17 protein-coding genes are annotated in these 15,600 nt (G+C 65.6%); 11 read left to right on the forward strand and 6 right to left on the reverse strand.

The window, feature by feature from the left end; genetic code table 11:
• Nucleotides 1–215 precede the first annotated feature (215 nt).
• Nucleotides 216–443 carry a hypothetical protein gene (locus tag AB0H61_RS26175; protein ID WP_357309347.1) on the reverse strand — a complete coding sequence of 76 codons (228 nt, stop codon included), beginning with the start codon at nt 441–443 and terminating at the stop codon, nt 216–218.
• 79 nt (nt 444–522) lie between these two features.
• On the opposite strand from AB0H61_RS26175, the gene AB0H61_RS26180 reads away from it, so the two are divergent.
• Entirely contained in the window at nt 523–789 is a 267-nt protein-coding gene (locus AB0H61_RS26180; RefSeq protein ID WP_357309350.1) for a hypothetical protein, read from the forward strand.
• Nucleotides 790–857: 68 nt separating this feature from the next.
• On the opposite strand, the gene AB0H61_RS26185 is transcribed toward AB0H61_RS26180, so the two are convergent.
• Entirely contained in the window at nt 858–1,190 is a 333-nt protein-coding gene (locus AB0H61_RS26185) for a helix-turn-helix transcriptional regulator (protein ID WP_357309352.1), read from the reverse strand.
• A gap of 116 nt (nt 1,191–1,306) precedes the next feature.
• Between AB0H61_RS26185 and AB0H61_RS26190 the strand changes: the two genes are divergently transcribed.
• The 5 genes from AB0H61_RS26190 to AB0H61_RS26210 all read left to right on the forward strand — a co-directional run bounded on the left by AB0H61_RS26190 (nt 1,307) and on the right by AB0H61_RS26210 (nt 7,053).
• The gene (locus AB0H61_RS26190; protein ID WP_357309355.1) at nt 1,307–2,524 is read left to right on the forward strand and encodes a recombinase family protein; all 1,218 of its coding nucleotides are present in this window, start codon (nt 1,307–1,309) and stop codon (nt 2,522–2,524) included.
• Nucleotides 2,521–3,030 carry a hypothetical protein gene (locus AB0H61_RS26195; RefSeq protein WP_357309357.1) on the forward strand — a complete coding sequence of 170 codons (510 nt, stop codon included), beginning with the start codon at nt 2,521–2,523 and terminating at the stop codon, nt 3,028–3,030. The genes AB0H61_RS26190 and AB0H61_RS26195 overlap by 4 nt, the downstream gene beginning before the upstream one ends.
• Before the next feature lie 734 nt (nt 3,031–3,764).
• Nucleotides 3,765–3,983: a hypothetical protein gene (locus AB0H61_RS26200; protein ID WP_357309360.1), complete on the forward strand. Its 219-nt coding sequence runs from the start codon at nt 3,765–3,767 to the stop codon at nt 3,981–3,983.
• A 1,002-nt stretch (nt 3,984–4,985) separates the two neighbouring features.
• The gene (locus AB0H61_RS26205) at nt 4,986–5,168 is read left to right on the forward strand and encodes a hypothetical protein (RefSeq protein WP_357309362.1); all 183 of its coding nucleotides are present in this window, start codon (nt 4,986–4,988) and stop codon (nt 5,166–5,168) included.
• A 430-nt stretch (nt 5,169–5,598) separates the two neighbouring features.
• Nucleotides 5,599–7,053, forward strand: a complete 1,455-nt coding sequence (locus tag AB0H61_RS26210) for a hypothetical protein (protein WP_357309365.1) — start codon at nt 5,599–5,601, stop codon at nt 7,051–7,053.
• Nucleotides 7,054–7,340: 287 nt separating this feature from the next.
• Here AB0H61_RS26210 and AB0H61_RS26215 read toward each other — a convergent pair whose 3' ends face one another.
• Nucleotides 7,341–7,898 carry an ATP-binding protein gene (locus AB0H61_RS26215; protein WP_357309368.1) on the reverse strand — a complete coding sequence of 186 codons (558 nt, stop codon included), beginning with the start codon at nt 7,896–7,898 and terminating at the stop codon, nt 7,341–7,343.
• 272 nt (nt 7,899–8,170) lie between these two features.
• On the opposite strand from AB0H61_RS26215, the gene AB0H61_RS26220 reads away from it, so the two are divergent.
• Genes AB0H61_RS26220 through AB0H61_RS26230 form a run of 3 tightly spaced genes read left to right on the forward strand, consistent with a single transcriptional unit; the run spans nt 8,171 to nt 10,399 of the window.
• Complete coding sequence (locus AB0H61_RS26220) at nt 8,171–8,314, forward strand: hypothetical protein (protein WP_357309370.1); 144 nt, start codon at nt 8,171–8,173, stop codon at nt 8,312–8,314.
• Nucleotides 8,311–9,480 (forward strand): hypothetical protein, encoded by a 1,170-nt coding sequence (locus tag AB0H61_RS26225; protein ID WP_357309373.1) that lies wholly within the window; start codon nt 8,311–8,313, stop codon nt 9,478–9,480. Before AB0H61_RS26220 ends, AB0H61_RS26225 begins: the two co-directional genes overlap by 4 nt.
• Nucleotides 9,473–10,399, forward strand: a complete 927-nt coding sequence (locus AB0H61_RS26230; protein WP_357309375.1) for a site-specific integrase — start codon at nt 9,473–9,475, stop codon at nt 10,397–10,399. Before AB0H61_RS26225 ends, AB0H61_RS26230 begins: the two co-directional genes overlap by 8 nt.
• Nucleotides 10,400–10,454: 55 nt before the next feature.
• On the opposite strand, the gene AB0H61_RS26235 is transcribed toward AB0H61_RS26230, so the two are convergent.
• Nucleotides 10,455–10,955 (reverse strand): hypothetical protein, encoded by a 501-nt coding sequence (locus tag AB0H61_RS26235; protein ID WP_357309378.1) that lies wholly within the window; start codon nt 10,953–10,955, stop codon nt 10,455–10,457.
• Nucleotides 10,956–11,005: 50 nt separating this feature from the next.
• Between AB0H61_RS26235 and AB0H61_RS26240 the strand changes: the two genes are divergently transcribed.
• Nucleotides 11,006–11,245, forward strand: coding sequence for a hypothetical protein (locus AB0H61_RS26240; protein ID WP_357309380.1), 240 nt, complete (start codon nt 11,006–11,008; stop codon nt 11,243–11,245).
• A gap of 154 nt (nt 11,246–11,399) precedes the next feature.
• On the opposite strand, the gene AB0H61_RS26245 is transcribed toward AB0H61_RS26240, so the two are convergent.
• Nucleotides 11,400–12,251, reverse strand: coding sequence for a DUF4253 domain-containing protein (locus AB0H61_RS26245; protein WP_357309383.1), 852 nt, complete (start codon nt 12,249–12,251; stop codon nt 11,400–11,402).
• 409 nt (nt 12,252–12,660) lie between these two features.
• Complete coding sequence (locus AB0H61_RS26250) at nt 12,661–13,218, reverse strand: hypothetical protein (protein ID WP_357309386.1); 558 nt, start codon at nt 13,216–13,218, stop codon at nt 12,661–12,663.
• Nucleotides 13,219–13,848: 630 nt separating this feature from the next.
• On the opposite strand from AB0H61_RS26250, the gene AB0H61_RS26255 reads away from it, so the two are divergent.
• A complete protein-coding gene (locus tag AB0H61_RS26255) occupies nt 13,849–15,393 on the forward strand; it encodes a hypothetical protein (protein WP_357309389.1) in 1,545 nt (514 codons plus the stop codon).
• The last annotated feature ends 207 nt before the right edge of the window (nt 15,394–15,600 follow it).

Below are 15,600 nucleotides of genomic sequence, written 5' to 3' on the forward strand. Positions count from 1 at the left end.
GGGCCGATCAAAATGTTGTCGGTGCTGGAGTTTCACTCTAATAACACCACCCACCGGCCGGTGCTCGACGCCCTCGCGCTGATCGGCACGTACGCCGGGGCGAATCTGCGCTGCTCTAGCATCAGCTTCCGTACGAGTTGGACGACCTCGCCCGCGCCGAAACCCGCCAGCTCTGCCCGACAGATGGCCTCTCCAGCAACAGTTTCAGCGCGTCTTCAGCGGCGAGGATGTTGCTCGCTCCGCTGAATCAGCCCGCTAAACGTGACTTTCTCGTCCCTGCCAGTCTCACGGGCCTCTTTGGTGGCGCAGCGGAGCAGCGCGGCCGCCGCGATGTCGCGTGCGAGGCCCGGTAGGTGAGTGTGCTGCGAGTTGGTGTCGTGGATATTGCGGTCGCGGCCGAGGGTGCATACGGCGCGCTGCTCGAACGGTTGCAGCAGTTGCACCCGTTGCAGGACAGCCGATTCGATCGATGGCGAGCGGCACCGGGCGGCGGAGGCGGGTGGTTACGCCTGGTCGCTGCGCGTGACGCCGTGCTGGTGGGGTTTCCTGGCGGGCCGACCGGCCGAGGGACACATCGCGCTGGTCGGGAGCACCGAGTCGCGGACAGGCATCGGCTCCCTGCTCCTCAGCCGCTTCGCCGAGCACGCCGCTACGGCCGGGGCGACCGAGTTGACGGTGGTGCTCGATAGCCGTCGCGCAGGTGGTTGGGAGCGTCGACGGTTCTTCGAGGCAACCGAGTTCACGCCAGTACGTTCCAGCGCGGTTCATTTCGCCAAGCCGCTGCCGTAGTCGAATGTCCCTGCCGCCGAAGATTCTAGGTGGCAGCTGTGCGTAGCGCCTAGGGTCAGACTGCCGCACTACTCACCAGGGCGGCGAAGGGTGAGATAGGCCCCCTGGGGATAGATCGGCTCCTCGGCGGCTGCCTCCAGTCGAGCCAGCGTTGCCAGATCGGGGTAGAGCTCGCCACGCACGATCCTGCCGACCGCGTTCGGCGCGATTCCGGCCGCCAGCGACAGCGCGCGATGGGAGAGCTTCCGCGTCGCGCACAGGGTGTCCAGCGTGCGGGCCAGGGCGAGGCTGTAGTGCACGGGGACAGGCGCGTCCGGCCGCGGTACGGCGGCGTGTGGCCACTCGCCGTCTGTGTAGGCCCGTGGAGCCTTGTCGCCGCGCACGCTGCCCTTCCGCCTCATGTCGCCGTCCTGGTCAACCCACATGATCGCCGGTCCTCCTCGAGCCCGTCTAAGCGCCACCAATGTGATACATACATGTACTATCAATTCTCTTCAGCTGACTCAGGAAGGGCGCCATGACCTTTCAGTTCGGGCCGCCTATCGACCTCACCGACCTGCCGAACTTCACGCAGACCGACTTGCGCCCCCGGCGCCCGGTATTCGTGGGTCGCGTCTCCACCAAGGACAATCAGAATCCCTGCTCATCGCTGCCACGGCAGGCGGTGCTGGCCTCCGAAAGGCTGGAGCCCGGAGAGGAATTCATCGCGCATTTCTGGGATGTCGAGTCCGGGATGCTTCCCCCGGAGCTACGCGGCCTGGGCCCGCAGGAGGTGTATGAGGCGATCGGGGTGCCGCTTCCTCGCGACGGTGGGCTCCAGGATCTTCTCGACCGCGCCGAGCAGATGGGCGTCACCCATGTGCTCGCCGAGCGCTCGGACCGCGTGGCGCGCGCGATGCTGACCAGCCTGACTGTCGAGCACGAGCTCGGCATGGTCGGGGTGGAGGTGGTCTACGCCAACGAACCTACTGGCGGCACCGAATCAGGACGGCTACGCACCCGCCGTTACAGCCAGGTCGACGCCGAGGTCTTTCGGACGACGTTGATGGAGATGTCGATGGGCGGACAGATTCAGCACGCCATCGGCGGCTGGAATCACGGATACGCGCCTTACCCGTACATCGCGGTGATCGATGAGACCGCTCCCGCGCCGGCGCGGGGGCGGTTCGGTGTCGTACGGCCCAAGCGCAAACTTGCTCCCCATCCCGATTCGCGCCGGTTCGAAGCAGCTCGGGAACTGTGCCGCCTGCGCCGGGAAGAGCATCTGAGATCGGGCGAGATCCTCGCTGTCCTGGCCGCCGACCCTGATCGGTATCCGATCGAGGGCCGCTGGACGCACACCCGGATCGAGGGCCTGGCCGCGAACCCGAAACTGACTGGCCACCAGGTGTACAACCGGAGGGCAACCCGCACCGGTCGTCCTGGAGTTTCTCGGCAGAACCCGGTGTCGAAATGGGTGTGGTCGCCGGAAATCGTGCACGAGCCGGTGATCAGCGTGCGGGAATGGAAACAGGCCCAGGAGGTCACCGCGGCACTGCGCGCGGGACGGCGAGAGGGCGATGCGCTGGTGCGCATCCGCGTCGCGGCAGGTCAGCGTGGGCTTGCCGTGACCGCGGTCAGCACCGGTGAAACGCATGCGACCTACCTGATCGGCGGGCGGAAGGTGGTCTTGCCCAGCCCCGTCCCGGACGCGGTCGCCCAGCAGGTCATCGCCGACCTGGAGGACGCGCAGTGAGCGCCGGTATCGAGTGCCGGGCTTACCGTCGCGGCCAAACGTGGGTGGCGCACGTGCCCGAGCACGGGGTCTACGGGCACGGGAGGACGCTGAAGGCGGTGCGCGCCAGCATCATCGACGGGCTCGCGCACATCGGCGTGACAACACAGGTCACTGTGGTCGCGGAGACTCCGGAGCTGGACAACTTGCGCTCCATTGAGCACGCCTACACGACGGCCTTGCTCGCGGCGGTGACTTCCCTCGCACTGTGCTCGACAACGCTGGGGGATATCGCCCTGGCAACGGGAGCACCGGCCAAACGCGTGAAAGCGCTCCTCGCCGAACTTCGGGTTCTTCCCGCCGATGTCGATCCCGCGTCAACCCCTGGCTGGGCGTACCCCAACGACGCAGACGAACCCAGCAGATCTTTCATCTCGTCGGCGCCTTCATCGCGGACCGCACCCCAGCAAAACCAGGCTATTCAGACTCAGCAGCGAGCCAACGAAGTCGGCACAACGACCGGGTGAGATGCCCCAAGCCGCCACGAGCCCGACTGATTGCCACCGCAACACGACTGTTCCGCGGCGCGCAGGCTTCTTCCCCTCGGACACGAACGCGACGGTACAGAACTCGCCCCCGCCACACTGCACCTATGCGAATTGGCTCGGTGCTGATCGCTCTCACGTAGCCCGCATTGGTACTTGTTGCGGCGCAACATATCTGACGCTTCGTGAATATGGCCGGTCTGAATTCTGCACGTCCGCCACTGTTCGTGCCGGATCCAGAGCTCTGGTCGCGCCCGTCCGGCGATCGAATTCTCGGCAGAGGCCATCGAGGTGCACCAGGTCGCTGAGGAATTCGTCGAGCAGCATGCCGCAGATCGGTGGTGCTTGTGCCTGAATGCGGTAGCAGTGTGAGGGCGGCAGGAAAGCCCTGCTCTTGGACTGTTTCGTCGACTTCTGCGCTGGTACAGGGGGACTGGGACAGGGTGCATCAGGCCCAGGCTCCCCGAGGGTGCGGTGCTCTCCGGGGAGCTGCGTTTCGCATCACCCCGAGCACCCGTAAGCTGTGCGCCGTTCAAGCCACCGCGCGGAGCCGAGCCGGAAATGTTTGCCGCATACAGGCCCGGCCCGCGAGGTGGTATCTCCCGACGAGTTTGGAATTTCATGAGGAGACGGTCCGTGAATGTACACGGTTACATTGGCGAAGGTCACCCCCGTGCCGGCGGCCGGTGTTCGCCCGCAGGCACAGGTGGCTTGTGGTGGGGCTTTGCGTCGATGTCGTTGCCGCACCGGCTATCGAGTTGACCATCGTGGCGACCCCGGCGTGGGACGTCGTGCACGCTGGCGCTCAGTGGTCCGCGCCGGTTATCGCCGGATGGCTGCTGACTGATCTGGGTTGGCGGGCGCTCAAGGCCGCACGTGAGTGGTTCGACAACACCGACGGAATCGTTTTCCGGATACCGCGAGCTCGTAGCTAGCCATGAAGGACCTGGCCGCACAGCTTTTCTCTGTGCGGCCGGTCCTCGAGTCGGCCGCACAGTATGGTCATGGACTGCCTCTGGCAGCTACCGGCGCCATACGTTGACGCGTTCACGGATCAGCAGCGGAGCGCCATCGGGTCCCTCAGGCAACCAACAGTCGACGAGTTCCTGATCCCTCCAACCGCTCTCACCCTGCCCGTTTCGGCCTGGACCTGGGCAATCCTTCACGTCATCAGCGCCGAATCCTCCACGGAAGCGACATCGGCCCGGCCGATCGGATTGTGATCGGGCTGGGCCTTCTTCAGTGCGGGTGAAGGTAAGCGTGGGTTGGTTATTGCGGCCGTGCGCGATCTGCGGGAGCTCCGGTCTCCAGCGACAGAGGATGAACTCGCCGACTTCGAGACCGACGTGCTGGCCGGGTTCGTACTGGCGCATGCCATCGGCCGGACTGGTGGACAGCACGATCCACAACGACACCAACCACCTCGAGCCGATCAGGAGCGGTTCGGGCGTCCGCTGGGAGATGCAGCCCCGCCGACGCCGACGTGTCGGCAAGGTGCTGCGGGATGCGCGGCCGTCGCCCCAGACCGGCCGGGCCGCAGTGTTGACGGTGTCCTTCCGGTACCTGAAGCGTCGGCACAAGGTCGAGTTGCACAACCTCACCGGGCTGCGTTGCAGAGTGCCCACTCGACGAGATCAACCGGCCGCGCGCCTCTATCGATGCGCTTCGCCGACGGCCGGACGAAGGCGGAAGCGGGTGCGGTGTTTCTGCGTTGACGCCTGCGGGAGCCTAGCGAGAACTCGACAGCAATATCGCCGCGAGGGCGCGCGGGTGGACGGGCCCAGGACGTCGAGGCCACCGAGCAAAGCTGCCAGGTAGAGCTGCAACGGCATCCCGAAGTTGCCTTGCAGCGCTTCGCAGCGACAGCCCTGATTGACGCGCCGCGCACCACCCGCGGTGACCTCATTCCTGTCGACCGCGCGGGCTAGGCTGCACATATGTTCGAGGTTGGTCAGTTGGTGCGGTTGGGTGCGCGTGGGGTGCCGGTTTTCCGGGTTGTCGAGGTCGCGGTGGATGGCGACCCGGATTGGGTGAGCGTGGTCCCGACCGCGGAGACTGCCCTGAACAACTGGCCGCAAAGGTATCGGGCGTTGCTTCTCGTGCCCGCGGATTCCGACTAGGTCACCCCCCCTTTTCGATCGGCCCCGAACAACTGGCCTTGGAGATCAACACCGCGGAACCGGCGTCTCGACCACCACAGTTAGGCAAAGGGTGGCCTGCACGTTCAGCCGTGGTGGTCGGGCGGTGTTGGTCGGGATAGCTACCCCGTAACGTGGAGTCCGGCGCCGTTGAGATGTCCCGGGTGCCAGTCTGAATCGCGTGTCAGGTCTGGGGTCTGGGCCGGCTCGCTACAAGATGACTACCCTCGATGCCTTGGCCAACCCCTGAAAACCGATCTCGACCGCAACTCGCATCCTTGACCAGATCGACGCCGTCTGGGTTGCGGACTGGTAGGACCGGCATTCAGGTAGTGGCTGTTCACGGGAGCTCCGTGATGGCCTACAGATCGGGCGGATGACATTGCGGCTGCGCGTGTCACGATGTCAGACCATGAAGATCGATCTTCCGTCGCAGTTGTACGGCGGGGACCCCGCTGGCCTCATGGAGCACCTCGGTTTGCGCGTCGACCGGCGCCCATCGGAATCTGCTCCTGTTTGGGAGGTCTCGGCAAAACCAGCCGATCTCGTCAAGGCCAGCACCTTGCGCGGACCAGCTCTCTCACGCAGCAGATTCGACGTCTCCAGCACACCCACGCCGGGAGTTCCTGGGGGAATGCCGACCAACTTGTCGGACAGATTCAACCAGCTCGCTCAAGAGCTTGACGCAAATCCCACTCTCCCCTCCCGGCTCGACCGAATCATCCAGATGCTGGTCGTGGTACCCGATGACCAAGTCCCAGCAACGATCAAGTGGGGGAGCGACATGCTTGCTTCGCTCCAACTGACGCACGACGACGGATCGACCGAACCGTTGTTCCCGAGACACTCGGTCCACGACATTCGGATCGCCGATATCGCCTACCGCTGGTCGAAACTCCCGCAGGTCTTCCTCCGGCTCAAGCACAACACTGTGGACGAGATCATCGAAAGCTCGAAGGCGGATCCAGACAAGATTGCGTTTCAATCGTCAGGCGCACTCCTGGAGGGAACGATTTTCGGTGGACTCTACTTCGCACCGCTTCTCGGCAACCTCTCCCCAACCATGTGGGGATTCGGCGCACCTCGCCTTGGACAAATCATCGTCTACACGTTCGGCCGGCAGATCGGCGGTCGCAGATCGGGCGCCAGCCGCGACCCTCTCGACTCCTTGCAGGAGCTGACCTACTACAACACCTCCCAAGGCTTCGACGCGGATTCTCTAGACGACACCACTCTGCACAAAGCCGCATATTCCGAGGCAATCGACTGGTGGGCCGGAAGGGTCAACAGCACGATGCTGGACATCTTCAGCCCCACCACCTACGTCGACGGGAATGGTTTCTACGCACCTGAGGCACACCAGCGGTGGATGCTGAACCTCGAGCAGCTCCTGTCTCGCATCAGCGCTATCGCTCGTCATCCTCGCGATAGGACCGCGCAGCTGATGCTCATGTTCCCCGCGATGGACATCCTCGGCGACAGCTTCACCGGCAGTAACGGAATCGGTCAACTCATGACCCCCAATCGAATCCAGAAGCGGATCACGGCGATCGAGCAGCGGGTACCCGCTCGCATCAGACCACTGATCATGGCAGCGGCCTACCGGGCGCTGACTGCCGCAACCCAAGTCGCCGACGAGTTCTTCATCCCCGGCCCAAATCCCGATGCGACCACTGAATCGCGACTCCAGCAACTGTGGAATGCGCGTCGCAACACCACTCACGGTTTCAACAACAACGCTGAGATCCTCGCCGAGCACAGTGGGCGGTTGCCAGCCGACATCGTCCTGGTGCCGATGGTGTATCTGCTCGACATCCTGACCGACAGGCAGCGCCTTCTCGAACGGATACGACGCACATGTCAGTGAGGGTGCGGCGGCCGTTGGCTGGGTTCGACACCAGCGTCTTTGCAGATGACTGTCTCACGCCTCTGCTGTCGATCGGTTTTGCACCAAGTACGCGAGGTCGCGAATCGCGACGGTCTGCGCATGGCAGGTCGAGGATGTGGCGTCACTACGCCTGTTGTCGCGCTCGGTGTCTGGCGGAGGGATCTGCCTAACCGGTGAGGCGGGCATGATGAGACAGTCTCGGCGCTGCCATACTCGGACAGCAGCAGGTGACCAATCACCTCAGGGCGGTGGTCGGGCCGCGGCAGTCAGATGACGTGGTGGATGGCGAATTGGGCGATAGTGTCCAGGTCGGGGCTGTAGCCGTTGCTGGTGTCGACGGTCAGACTGGGTACATCCAGGTTCACCGGTACGAAGGTGTGCTCACCGCGGGCGATCGCTGTGATCAGCCCGCTGTCGTCGTGCGCCCGCCGGTGCGGGTCGGCACCGGCGCGGTGCACGATGCGGTCGCGCAGCACTGCGGCCGGTGCCGTGCAGTGGATGATGCGGATGTCGGCGATCTCGGTCAGCGGCAGCAGGTTCGGCCGCCAGAGGCGATCTTGGAAAGCAGCCTCCGCGACGCAGGTGACCCCGGCACGGACGAGGAGTTCGAGGGTGCCGAAGAATGCGTTCAGCGCTGGGATGTTCAGTGCGTCGTGCTCGTCCCCGGATCGGTCGTCGTCGGCGGCGGTGATGACCATGCCTTGCTTGATCTCGTCGCGGATCACGACCGGGGTACCGAGCCGCTGGCCCAGAGCACGGGCCAGGGCCGTCTTGCCGGCGCCAGGAGGCCCGGAAATCACGATCAGGCAGGCATTATGGGGCATGCCTGATTCTGGCATCCCGCTCACGCCTAGCCGGTCCGGGTCGGGCGGTCCTTGCGCAGCTGGTAGGCGATGAATCCGGGTTCCCTTCTGAGGGTGGCGTATTCGGCGGTCCGGACTGGCGGAGGCGCGTATTCATCTGTCGCGAGTTCGTGGTGACCAGCCGGACGGTGACCGCAATGGAGAATCTTCGACGTGGCGCGACATCCGTACCGCGCCGGGGTGACTCGGTAAATTATCTGCGGTAGAGGCTGGCAGAACGAGGGAGACCCCTGATGGCGATCGATGTGGCGAAGCTGGGCGAGATCGAGGCCATGCTCGGCGAGGACATCCTCACCGACGAAGCCCTGGCCACTCGGCTGCACGAGGCCGGGCTGCCCGAACTCGCCCGCGTGGTCGGACAACGCGCGCGGCGATGACCGCGACGAGCAAGGCCGCGGCCGTGTGGGCGGGCCTGAATCCGCGCCAGCGGCTCTACCTTTCGACGATCCTGGACTTCGACCAGGCGGCCGAGGCCGACATCCGCCGCCGGTCGGCGAACTGGGAGAAGACCCCGCCGGCATCGGAATGGCGGCAGATCCTCTACGACATCAAGCTCCCCAAGGCGATCGCTGGCTACTCCTCGGTGCAGTCGAAGCTGCGCGAAGCCGAACAGCACGACCCCGGCTCCGGATCGACGCTGGCGGCACTGGAGCGCCGCAGCCTGGTGGAGGTCACCCACGATCACATCTACGTGCCGTTGCTGGACATGATGGTCCCCCGGATTCGGGTGCGGCTGAGCACCTTCGGGCGCGCGACCGCCCGCCACGGTGCCGGTGTCGCTGCGCCGGTCTCGGTGCCGCGCGGGCTGTTGTCGCGGGTGTCGTTCAACGCTCTGGCTGCCCTGTACGCCGCGGGTGAGGACGGGCTGGTCCTGCACGCGAAGGGCACGCCGAGCTGGGAGACCCTCGTACGTTTGCGCAACCGTGCCTACGATCCCTGGATCGAGGAGTTCACCACCCGCAGCGGTGAATACGGATTGCGGGAGAGCCGGGTCCGGGCCACCGCGAACGGGCGGCGGCACTACGAGATCCACGCCGCGTGCTACCGCGGGCTCTACCCCGACATCGACGTACCCGACCGGACTGCCGCCGCACACGTCACCCATGGCGGGCTGGCCGATCACCGGATCCGCACACCGAAACACCTGCTCGCCGAGGCTGATGTCCGGATCCTGTCCGAGCTGGTGGCGTTGACCGGCAAGGGAAGCTGCTGGTTGCAGCGGATGCTGCTGCGCGAGATCAGCCGCGACAAGCCGGTGCCCGACAGCATCGCCACGATGCGGCCGGGCCTGCTGCGCAACCAGGTCAAAGACCTCGCCCGCACCGACACACCGATCCAGCACCTGAGCGGGTGGCCCGCCGGTGCGCTGGCCGAGATGATCGAGCTGACCGACCCCGCCATCACCGAACGATGGCCCGCCTCGATGCTGGTACTCACCGAACTCGGCGGGCAGCACTTCGCCCGCCACCGCGAGGAATACCGGCAGCTCTACCCCGATCTGCACCTCGCGCCGAGTCCGGCGACCGCGGATCGTGATGGCTGAGCCGGGCACGGTCCGCTCGATCCGGGCCAGCGTGCGACTCGGCGACGCGCGCGATATCTACGTGCGCACGATCGTCTCGCCCAACACTCGCCGCGGGTACGGGATCGCGCTGGAGGCGCTGGTCGAGGCGTTCGGCGCCGATTCGGATGTGGGACTGCTGGATCCGGACCGGGTCGATGGCTGGTTCCGGTTCCGATGGGGCGGCGCGTCGGCGCAGACGTTCAACGTCCGGCTCGCGGCGCTGCGCGCGGCCTGCACCTACTGGGCCGAGCAGGGCTGGCTGGTCGGTGACCCGGTTCAACGGTTGCGGCCGCGGACGGTGCCGGCGGACCGGTCCCGGGCGATCACCCGGGCCGAAGTGGGCGCGATCCTCGGTCTCGATGTCGGTCTGCGGGAGCGGGTGCTGTGGACGATGCTCTACGAAACCGCCGCTCGCGCAGAGGAACTACTCGAACTCGACGTTCCGGATCTCGACACCGCGAACCGGTGCCCCCAGGTGCGGCGCAAGGGCGGCATCGTCGATATCGTTGCGTGGCAGAGCAGCACCGCCCGGCTGCTGCCGCGAATGCTCGCCGGGCGCCGAGCCGGACCGTTGTTCCTGACCGACCGGAAAGCGAAACCGCATGTGGCGGTGGCTGATACCGATCCGGGCAGCGGGCGGGCCCGGTTGTCGTATCGGCGGGCGGCCGAGCTGTTCGAAGACAGCACCGGCGAGTTCACCGGGGGCCCGTTCACGCTGCACCAGTTGCGGCACTCCCGGTTGACCCACGCGGCCGAGGACGGGGCGTCCACGCCGATGTTGATGACGTTGTCCGGGCACACCTCGATGCGGTCGCTGGCGAAGTACGCGCGACCGGGCAAGGACGCGCTGCTGGCCTGGCAGGCCAGCACCGACCCGGCGGCACGCCGTCGTCGCTGAATCCGCCAGTGCCAGAGCCGAACTCGTCACCGCCAGGGCCTCACCGGAGCAGCCGCTATGCGGCGGCTCCGGTGAGGTGCAGCGCTGCGCGCGCCCAGCTGGCGCGGCCGGAGGCGATCATGTCCATCGCGGCCTCGAACGTGGGTCGACAAGACCCGGTGATGACGACTATGCCCTGTCGCTGGAGGTGTTGCCGGGTGGCCAGGCGGTGCCATTCGGCGTTGGCGTCGAGGCCGCCGTCGTAGAGGCTGCCCAGGGTGGCCGGGCCGGTGACGGTCACCGTCGCGGCGGCCTGGTCGATGTGTACCTGCCACGGTGCGGTCGGTGCCAACTCGAGGTCCAGGTCGGGCATCGGACGGCCACCGTGCGCGCGCACCAGGCGTTCGAACTCGTCACCGCTGGTGAGTTTCCCGTCGTCGTCTACGTGGGCGACGGTGTAGCGCGGCAGTACGACCAGCAGCGCCTCCTCGCCGACGATCCAGCCCAGCAGATTGGTCTCGTGCATTTCCGCCGGTGTCGAATCACCCTCACGGAACGTGAAATCGGGGATGGTCATCGCGACAGGGTAGGCGGCATCGAAGTGGTACCGGCGTCCCGCGGTACAGGATGGGCTCATTCGTCGTCGGGGGCGTCGGGATCGCGCAGCGGCCGATGCGTTCCGCCGAAACACCGGCAGGCGATACCCGCACCGTGCTCGATCGGCTCGACGCGGGCGACGGTCAGGCGGTCGATCTCGACGACATGGCATGGCCGGCCTGGCGGCGACTGTGTGCCGAATGGCACGCCGCCATATACGGAGCACGATCCAACGACCCGAGTACCGTGTTGACCTCCTTCGCCTACTGACCGCGGCCCCACCCGAATCGGGATCCGCCGATCGGCACAACCGGACCCGCCTCCGGACCGTTCGACCGCGCGTCGAGACGGCGGCGAAAGCGGTCTTTCAGGATCGTGGTTGGTTCGCGGTTGCCACTGGGTGTGCTTGGGCGGTGTGAATTACCTAGTCCCACCAGAGCTGCCACATCGGTTCGAGCATCGCTTTGGCCAGGCGGTCCAAGCTGAGGTGGCACTGGTTCACGGCATCGGGGCAGTAGAGGTACGCCTCGAGGGCGATCGAGAGCGCCGTGTCCCTGTCGTCGACCGGCTGCAGGTGGCGTAGCCACATCATGTCCGATTCCAGGGCGATTAGCTCCGACCCCCACAGCTGCTGCCAACGGCGTAAGACGCTGGCGTGTTCGCGCCAGCCGATACCGGCGTTGCATGCCCCGTCCCATCCCAGCAGCCCCGGTACGAGCCACGGATACGGCGTCGGTACCAGCAGCATCTGGTAGAAGGTTTTACCGATCGTTTCCCAGATGTCGGTCCAGTCGAAGCTGTGGAAATTCTGCCGTGCCGCAGCGAACACGGGATCGGACCAGTCTTCGTCGGTGCGGAAGCTCGGATCCCCGTCCTCGACCGAATGCGGCTGCTCGACTGCGTATTCCGCGTCGAGCCAGTCCTGCCCGTCCTGGATGCTGTCGGCGTTGACGTCGGCGAGGGTAGTGATTCTGAAGTCGAGGTCGGTGTCGGTCGGGCACGAGTTCCAGGTCTCGGGGGTGATGAACAGCGGCCACAGACCTGTTTGGTCGTAGCGGTCACGGTACTGCTGCCACAGCCCCGCCGCCTCGTACCCAGGCTCGCACAACGTGATCCACACGTGCGCGCCGTCGAGCACGGACTTGCGCACGGGAAGAAACTGCGCAAGGCCGGGATTGGCGATCAGTTCGCCGGGATTATCGCCCTGCCACACTGGAGCCGGCCGGACCGCTTTACCCGGATCGGGTCGAAACGGCGGACATTCGAAATCCCACAACGTGCACACCTTCCTGCACCTTGAGGCTCTGAGGATTCCCGCAGGTCGGATCCCGTCGAATCTGTAACGGTTGCCGTGTACACGGCAATGTCAAGCTGTCGGAACAAGTGGGGCCGGGGTACCGGGACCCACGCGCTCACCGACCTCCGCAAGCAGCCACCCGGCTACACCTGGCGGACCAGCCTGCACCTGCCCAGCGCGAAAGCGTCTGGCTGCTGCTCACCGAGCACACCGGCGAGTGCCACACCGACACCGACCGCACGTGCCATATAGACCCTTTCTGGACCGGTGGAGCGACATGGGCCGACACCGGCGACGATCCACCGGAATGGGCCCGCGACCTGGGGTGAGGGCTTTCCGAACGTGATCGAGCGACCGGCCGCGATAGTTGTTCGCTGGCGGAAGTGCGTCAGCTGGTGGTGCGCTGCTTTTTCAGGTACAGCTCGGTGAGCGGGCGCAGCATGGCGAGTTCTTCCTCGAGTTCCTTGTTACGGGCGATCAGGTCGATATCGGCGTCGCTGACGAGATCGCGCAGCCGCGCGATCTCGCGGTCCTTCTCGTCCAGCGCTGCCAACAGTGGTGCGGTGGCCTCGGCCCGGATGGCATCGACGTCGTCGTTGGGCTCGGGAACATCCGGTTCGGTGAGGGTCGGCGCGGCGGGGCTGGTGTCGTCGACGGGCTCGGTGGTGGCGACCTGGACGGCGTCGGCCTTGTGGCGGCCGCTGGCGGGCTTGCGGGCAGGTTTGGTGCGTTTGGCCGATGGTGTGATCAGCCCTGCGGTTTCACCCCAGTTGCGGACGGTCGATGTCGACGGCCCGCCACCGTCGAGGTTGGCGAACTGCGCGGCGGTCGCGGACACTGCCGCATTCGTCGTCTCGGCGTTCGCGAGTCGCTGTTGCAACGCTTCGAGAACGGAGTCTTTGACCTGCTGGTCGTATCTGCGGGCGGCAACACCATTGGTGGACATGTGGTCGACCTCTCCTGGAGCGGGACAGCTGACAACGGCACTACCCGGGTAAATGTAGAGCTCCCAGCGAAGTGCCCGGGGCTGGGTGGTCGAAAATCAGTAGCGACATCGCTTCACGAATTGTCAGCGGGCACTGGGGCATTACGGTGACAGCGAGCACGACGGGCGCGGGAGGGCCTGCGCTCGCGACACCAACTACGAGAACCTCGAAGACCTGATCGACGACATCCTGGACTTCGCCGAGCGCTTCAGCAAAGACATCGACATCACCATCAAATGGACCATCGGAGGCGAGGCCCGCCGAACAGCACCGTCGAAGAAGTCATCGACGCACTCGGGATCATCCTCCCGGACCGCCCCGACCCCACTTGACCGACGTGACCGAGACCTTCCTCGACGAGCTGCGCCACGAAAGGTGCTGACGCCTGCTGACAGGGCATCGTCGATGTTCGGGCGCTGGCATATCGAGCTGTCCCGATATTGTCGGATCGGCTATCTATCCTGGTAGACAGCCGAATACGTGATGTGTTCCAGATCACAAAGATTGTTTGTCGTTTTCGTCTCCTGGCCTGCCTGAGGAATGAGGGCTGCTCGAAATTGCCCGATCCGTACGAAACGTGGGGACACCAAGTGAACGACAACGACGAGAACCAGTCGACCGATGCCGAAACTGACGGAGCCGAGCAGGAGATGCTGGCCGAACCTGCGCTGGATCGTGTGGACGCGATGCGTCGGCGTATCGGCCGGGCCCAGCCTGCGGCCGGGATCGTTGCGGACGCACACCAAAACCTCGAACGCGCCGTGGCGCCGGTGACGGCGCTGGCGAAGAACGCGCAGAGTTTCCTTCCGCCTATGCCGGAAGACCTTGTCCGGTCTATGGATCTGCCGGGTTTCGAGATTCCGGGGATGGCGGAGGCGAATTCGAAGCTGCTGGAGGCGATCACCGGATCGGTGTCCACCGCGGCGTTGTTCGCGTCCGTGGTGGACACGACGCCGTTCTTCTCGCCGATCGACACGACGGCGTTCTTCCCGTCCATGGACACCACGCAGTTCTTCCAGCCGATGAATACCACGGAGTGGTTCGGCGACGCGATGGACGCGATGGTGCGCGACATCGTCTCCGCGCCGCTGATGAGTGCGGCCTACGCCGACGTCGCCGGATCGGTGCTCACCCTCAAGTTCTTCGCGCCCGTGGCCGACGTGATCTCGACGCAGTCCTTCGCCGCCACGGCGGAGATCGGCGGATGGATCCGGTCTATGGATCTGCCGGGTTTCGAGATTCCGGGGATGGCGGAGGCGAATTCGAAGCTGCTGGAGGCGATCACCGGATCAGTGTCCACCGCGGCGTTGTTCGCGTCCGTGGTGGACACGAAGGCGTTCTTCCCACCCATGGACACGACGGCGTTCTTGCAGCCGGTGGACACTACGGAGTGGTTCGGCGACGCGATGGATGCGATGGTGCGCGGCATCGTCGCCGAGCCGGTGATGAGCGCGGCCTACGGCAACGTCGCCGCGATGGACGGCAACGGCGTGATGGACGGCTTGCAGACGGTTTTCTCGGATCTGCTCGGTCGGTGGACGGGGCTCGATGACTTCGGCTACTTGTTGGCTGGTCGGGGAAGGAGCGCGGCGTTGCGAGCTCGTGCGGCCGCCCTGCGGAACGACCATGAGGTGGTCACCGAGTTCGCAAGGAGGTGGCTGGGGCTGAAGAGGGTCACTAGGCGGGTGCTGGTGGCAGTGATTGCCGCGTTGTTCGATCCGAGTTGGGAACACGTTGAGCCGGATCTCGCCATTCCGACCCTCAAACGGATCCGCCGCGTTGAAGCGCGTCTCAACTCCGACCTGCTCGGGTCGAAGGCGAAGGGCGATCTGCGGATGCACTCGCTGGATGTGACTGGTGGCGAGTTTCCGGTCGCACTCGAGCCGCTGTGGAAGCCGCGTCCGGAGCGGGTCCTGTACCGGGTGGAAGGATTCGACCCGCGCGTCGAGCGTGTCCTGGCGCAGTTGACCGAAGGTGAGCGCGAGATCGCGGTGGCCTACGCCATGGGCGGTAGATCGTTCACCTGGGCCCAGGCCGCCGTCGAATGCGGACAGGACCCGAGGAGGGGCCAGTCGGTCCGTCGCAAACTCGGTCGGCTCGGAGATCGGTTCGTCCAGCGGTATGCGCCAGTCTGATTGCCGGGGAGCCCTGGCCTACCCTCGGTCCGCTGCGTTGGTGGGCCTTGATGGCGCGCGGCGATCGTCTTGGTGATCGTCGGGCAACGCCAGCGGTGCTTTGTTGGTGGCCGCGTCGGGATTCATCGTCGCGGGCGTTCGCGCGTACCGGCACCGTCGCTAACCAACAATGGCCGTGGTGATCAGTAGCAGAACGTACGCGCACAA

The organism is Nocardia sp. NPDC050710 (assembly GCF_040654375.1).
Taxonomy (GTDB): Bacteria; Actinomycetota; Actinomycetes; order Mycobacteriales; family Mycobacteriaceae; genus Nocardia.

What these genes read in the sequence shown, in the direction of transcription:
- AB0H61_RS26185 (WP_357309352.1), bottom strand. Translation starts at nt 1,190, where the DNA reads ATGAGGCGGAAGGGCAGCGTGCGCGGCGACAAGGCTCCACGGGCCTAC.
- AB0H61_RS26190 (WP_357309355.1), top strand. Translation starts at nt 1,307, where the DNA reads ATGACCTTTCAGTTCGGGCCGCCTATCGACCTCACCGACCTGCCGAAC.
- AB0H61_RS26205 (WP_357309362.1), top strand. Translation starts at nt 4,986, where the DNA reads ATGTTCGAGGTTGGTCAGTTGGTGCGGTTGGGTGCGCGTGGGGTGCCG.
- AB0H61_RS26210 (WP_357309365.1), top strand. Translation starts at nt 5,599, where the DNA reads ATGAAGATCGATCTTCCGTCGCAGTTGTACGGCGGGGACCCCGCTGGC.
- AB0H61_RS26215 (WP_357309368.1), bottom strand. Translation starts at nt 7,898, where the DNA reads ATGCCCCATAATGCCTGCCTGATCGTGATTTCCGGGCCTCCTGGCGCC.
- AB0H61_RS26220 (WP_357309370.1), top strand. Translation starts at nt 8,171, where the DNA reads ATGGCGATCGATGTGGCGAAGCTGGGCGAGATCGAGGCCATGCTCGGC.
- AB0H61_RS26225 (WP_357309373.1), top strand. Translation starts at nt 8,311, where the DNA reads ATGACCGCGACGAGCAAGGCCGCGGCCGTGTGGGCGGGCCTGAATCCG.
- AB0H61_RS26230 (WP_357309375.1), top strand. Translation starts at nt 9,473, where the DNA reads ATGGCTGAGCCGGGCACGGTCCGCTCGATCCGGGCCAGCGTGCGACTC.
- AB0H61_RS26235 (WP_357309378.1), bottom strand. Translation starts at nt 10,955, where the DNA reads ATGACCATCCCCGATTTCACGTTCCGTGAGGGTGATTCGACACCGGCG.
- AB0H61_RS26240 (WP_357309380.1), top strand. Translation starts at nt 11,006, where the DNA reads ATGGGCTCATTCGTCGTCGGGGGCGTCGGGATCGCGCAGCGGCCGATG.
- AB0H61_RS26250 (WP_357309386.1), bottom strand. Translation starts at nt 13,218, where the DNA reads ATGTCCACCAATGGTGTTGCCGCCCGCAGATACGACCAGCAGGTCAAA.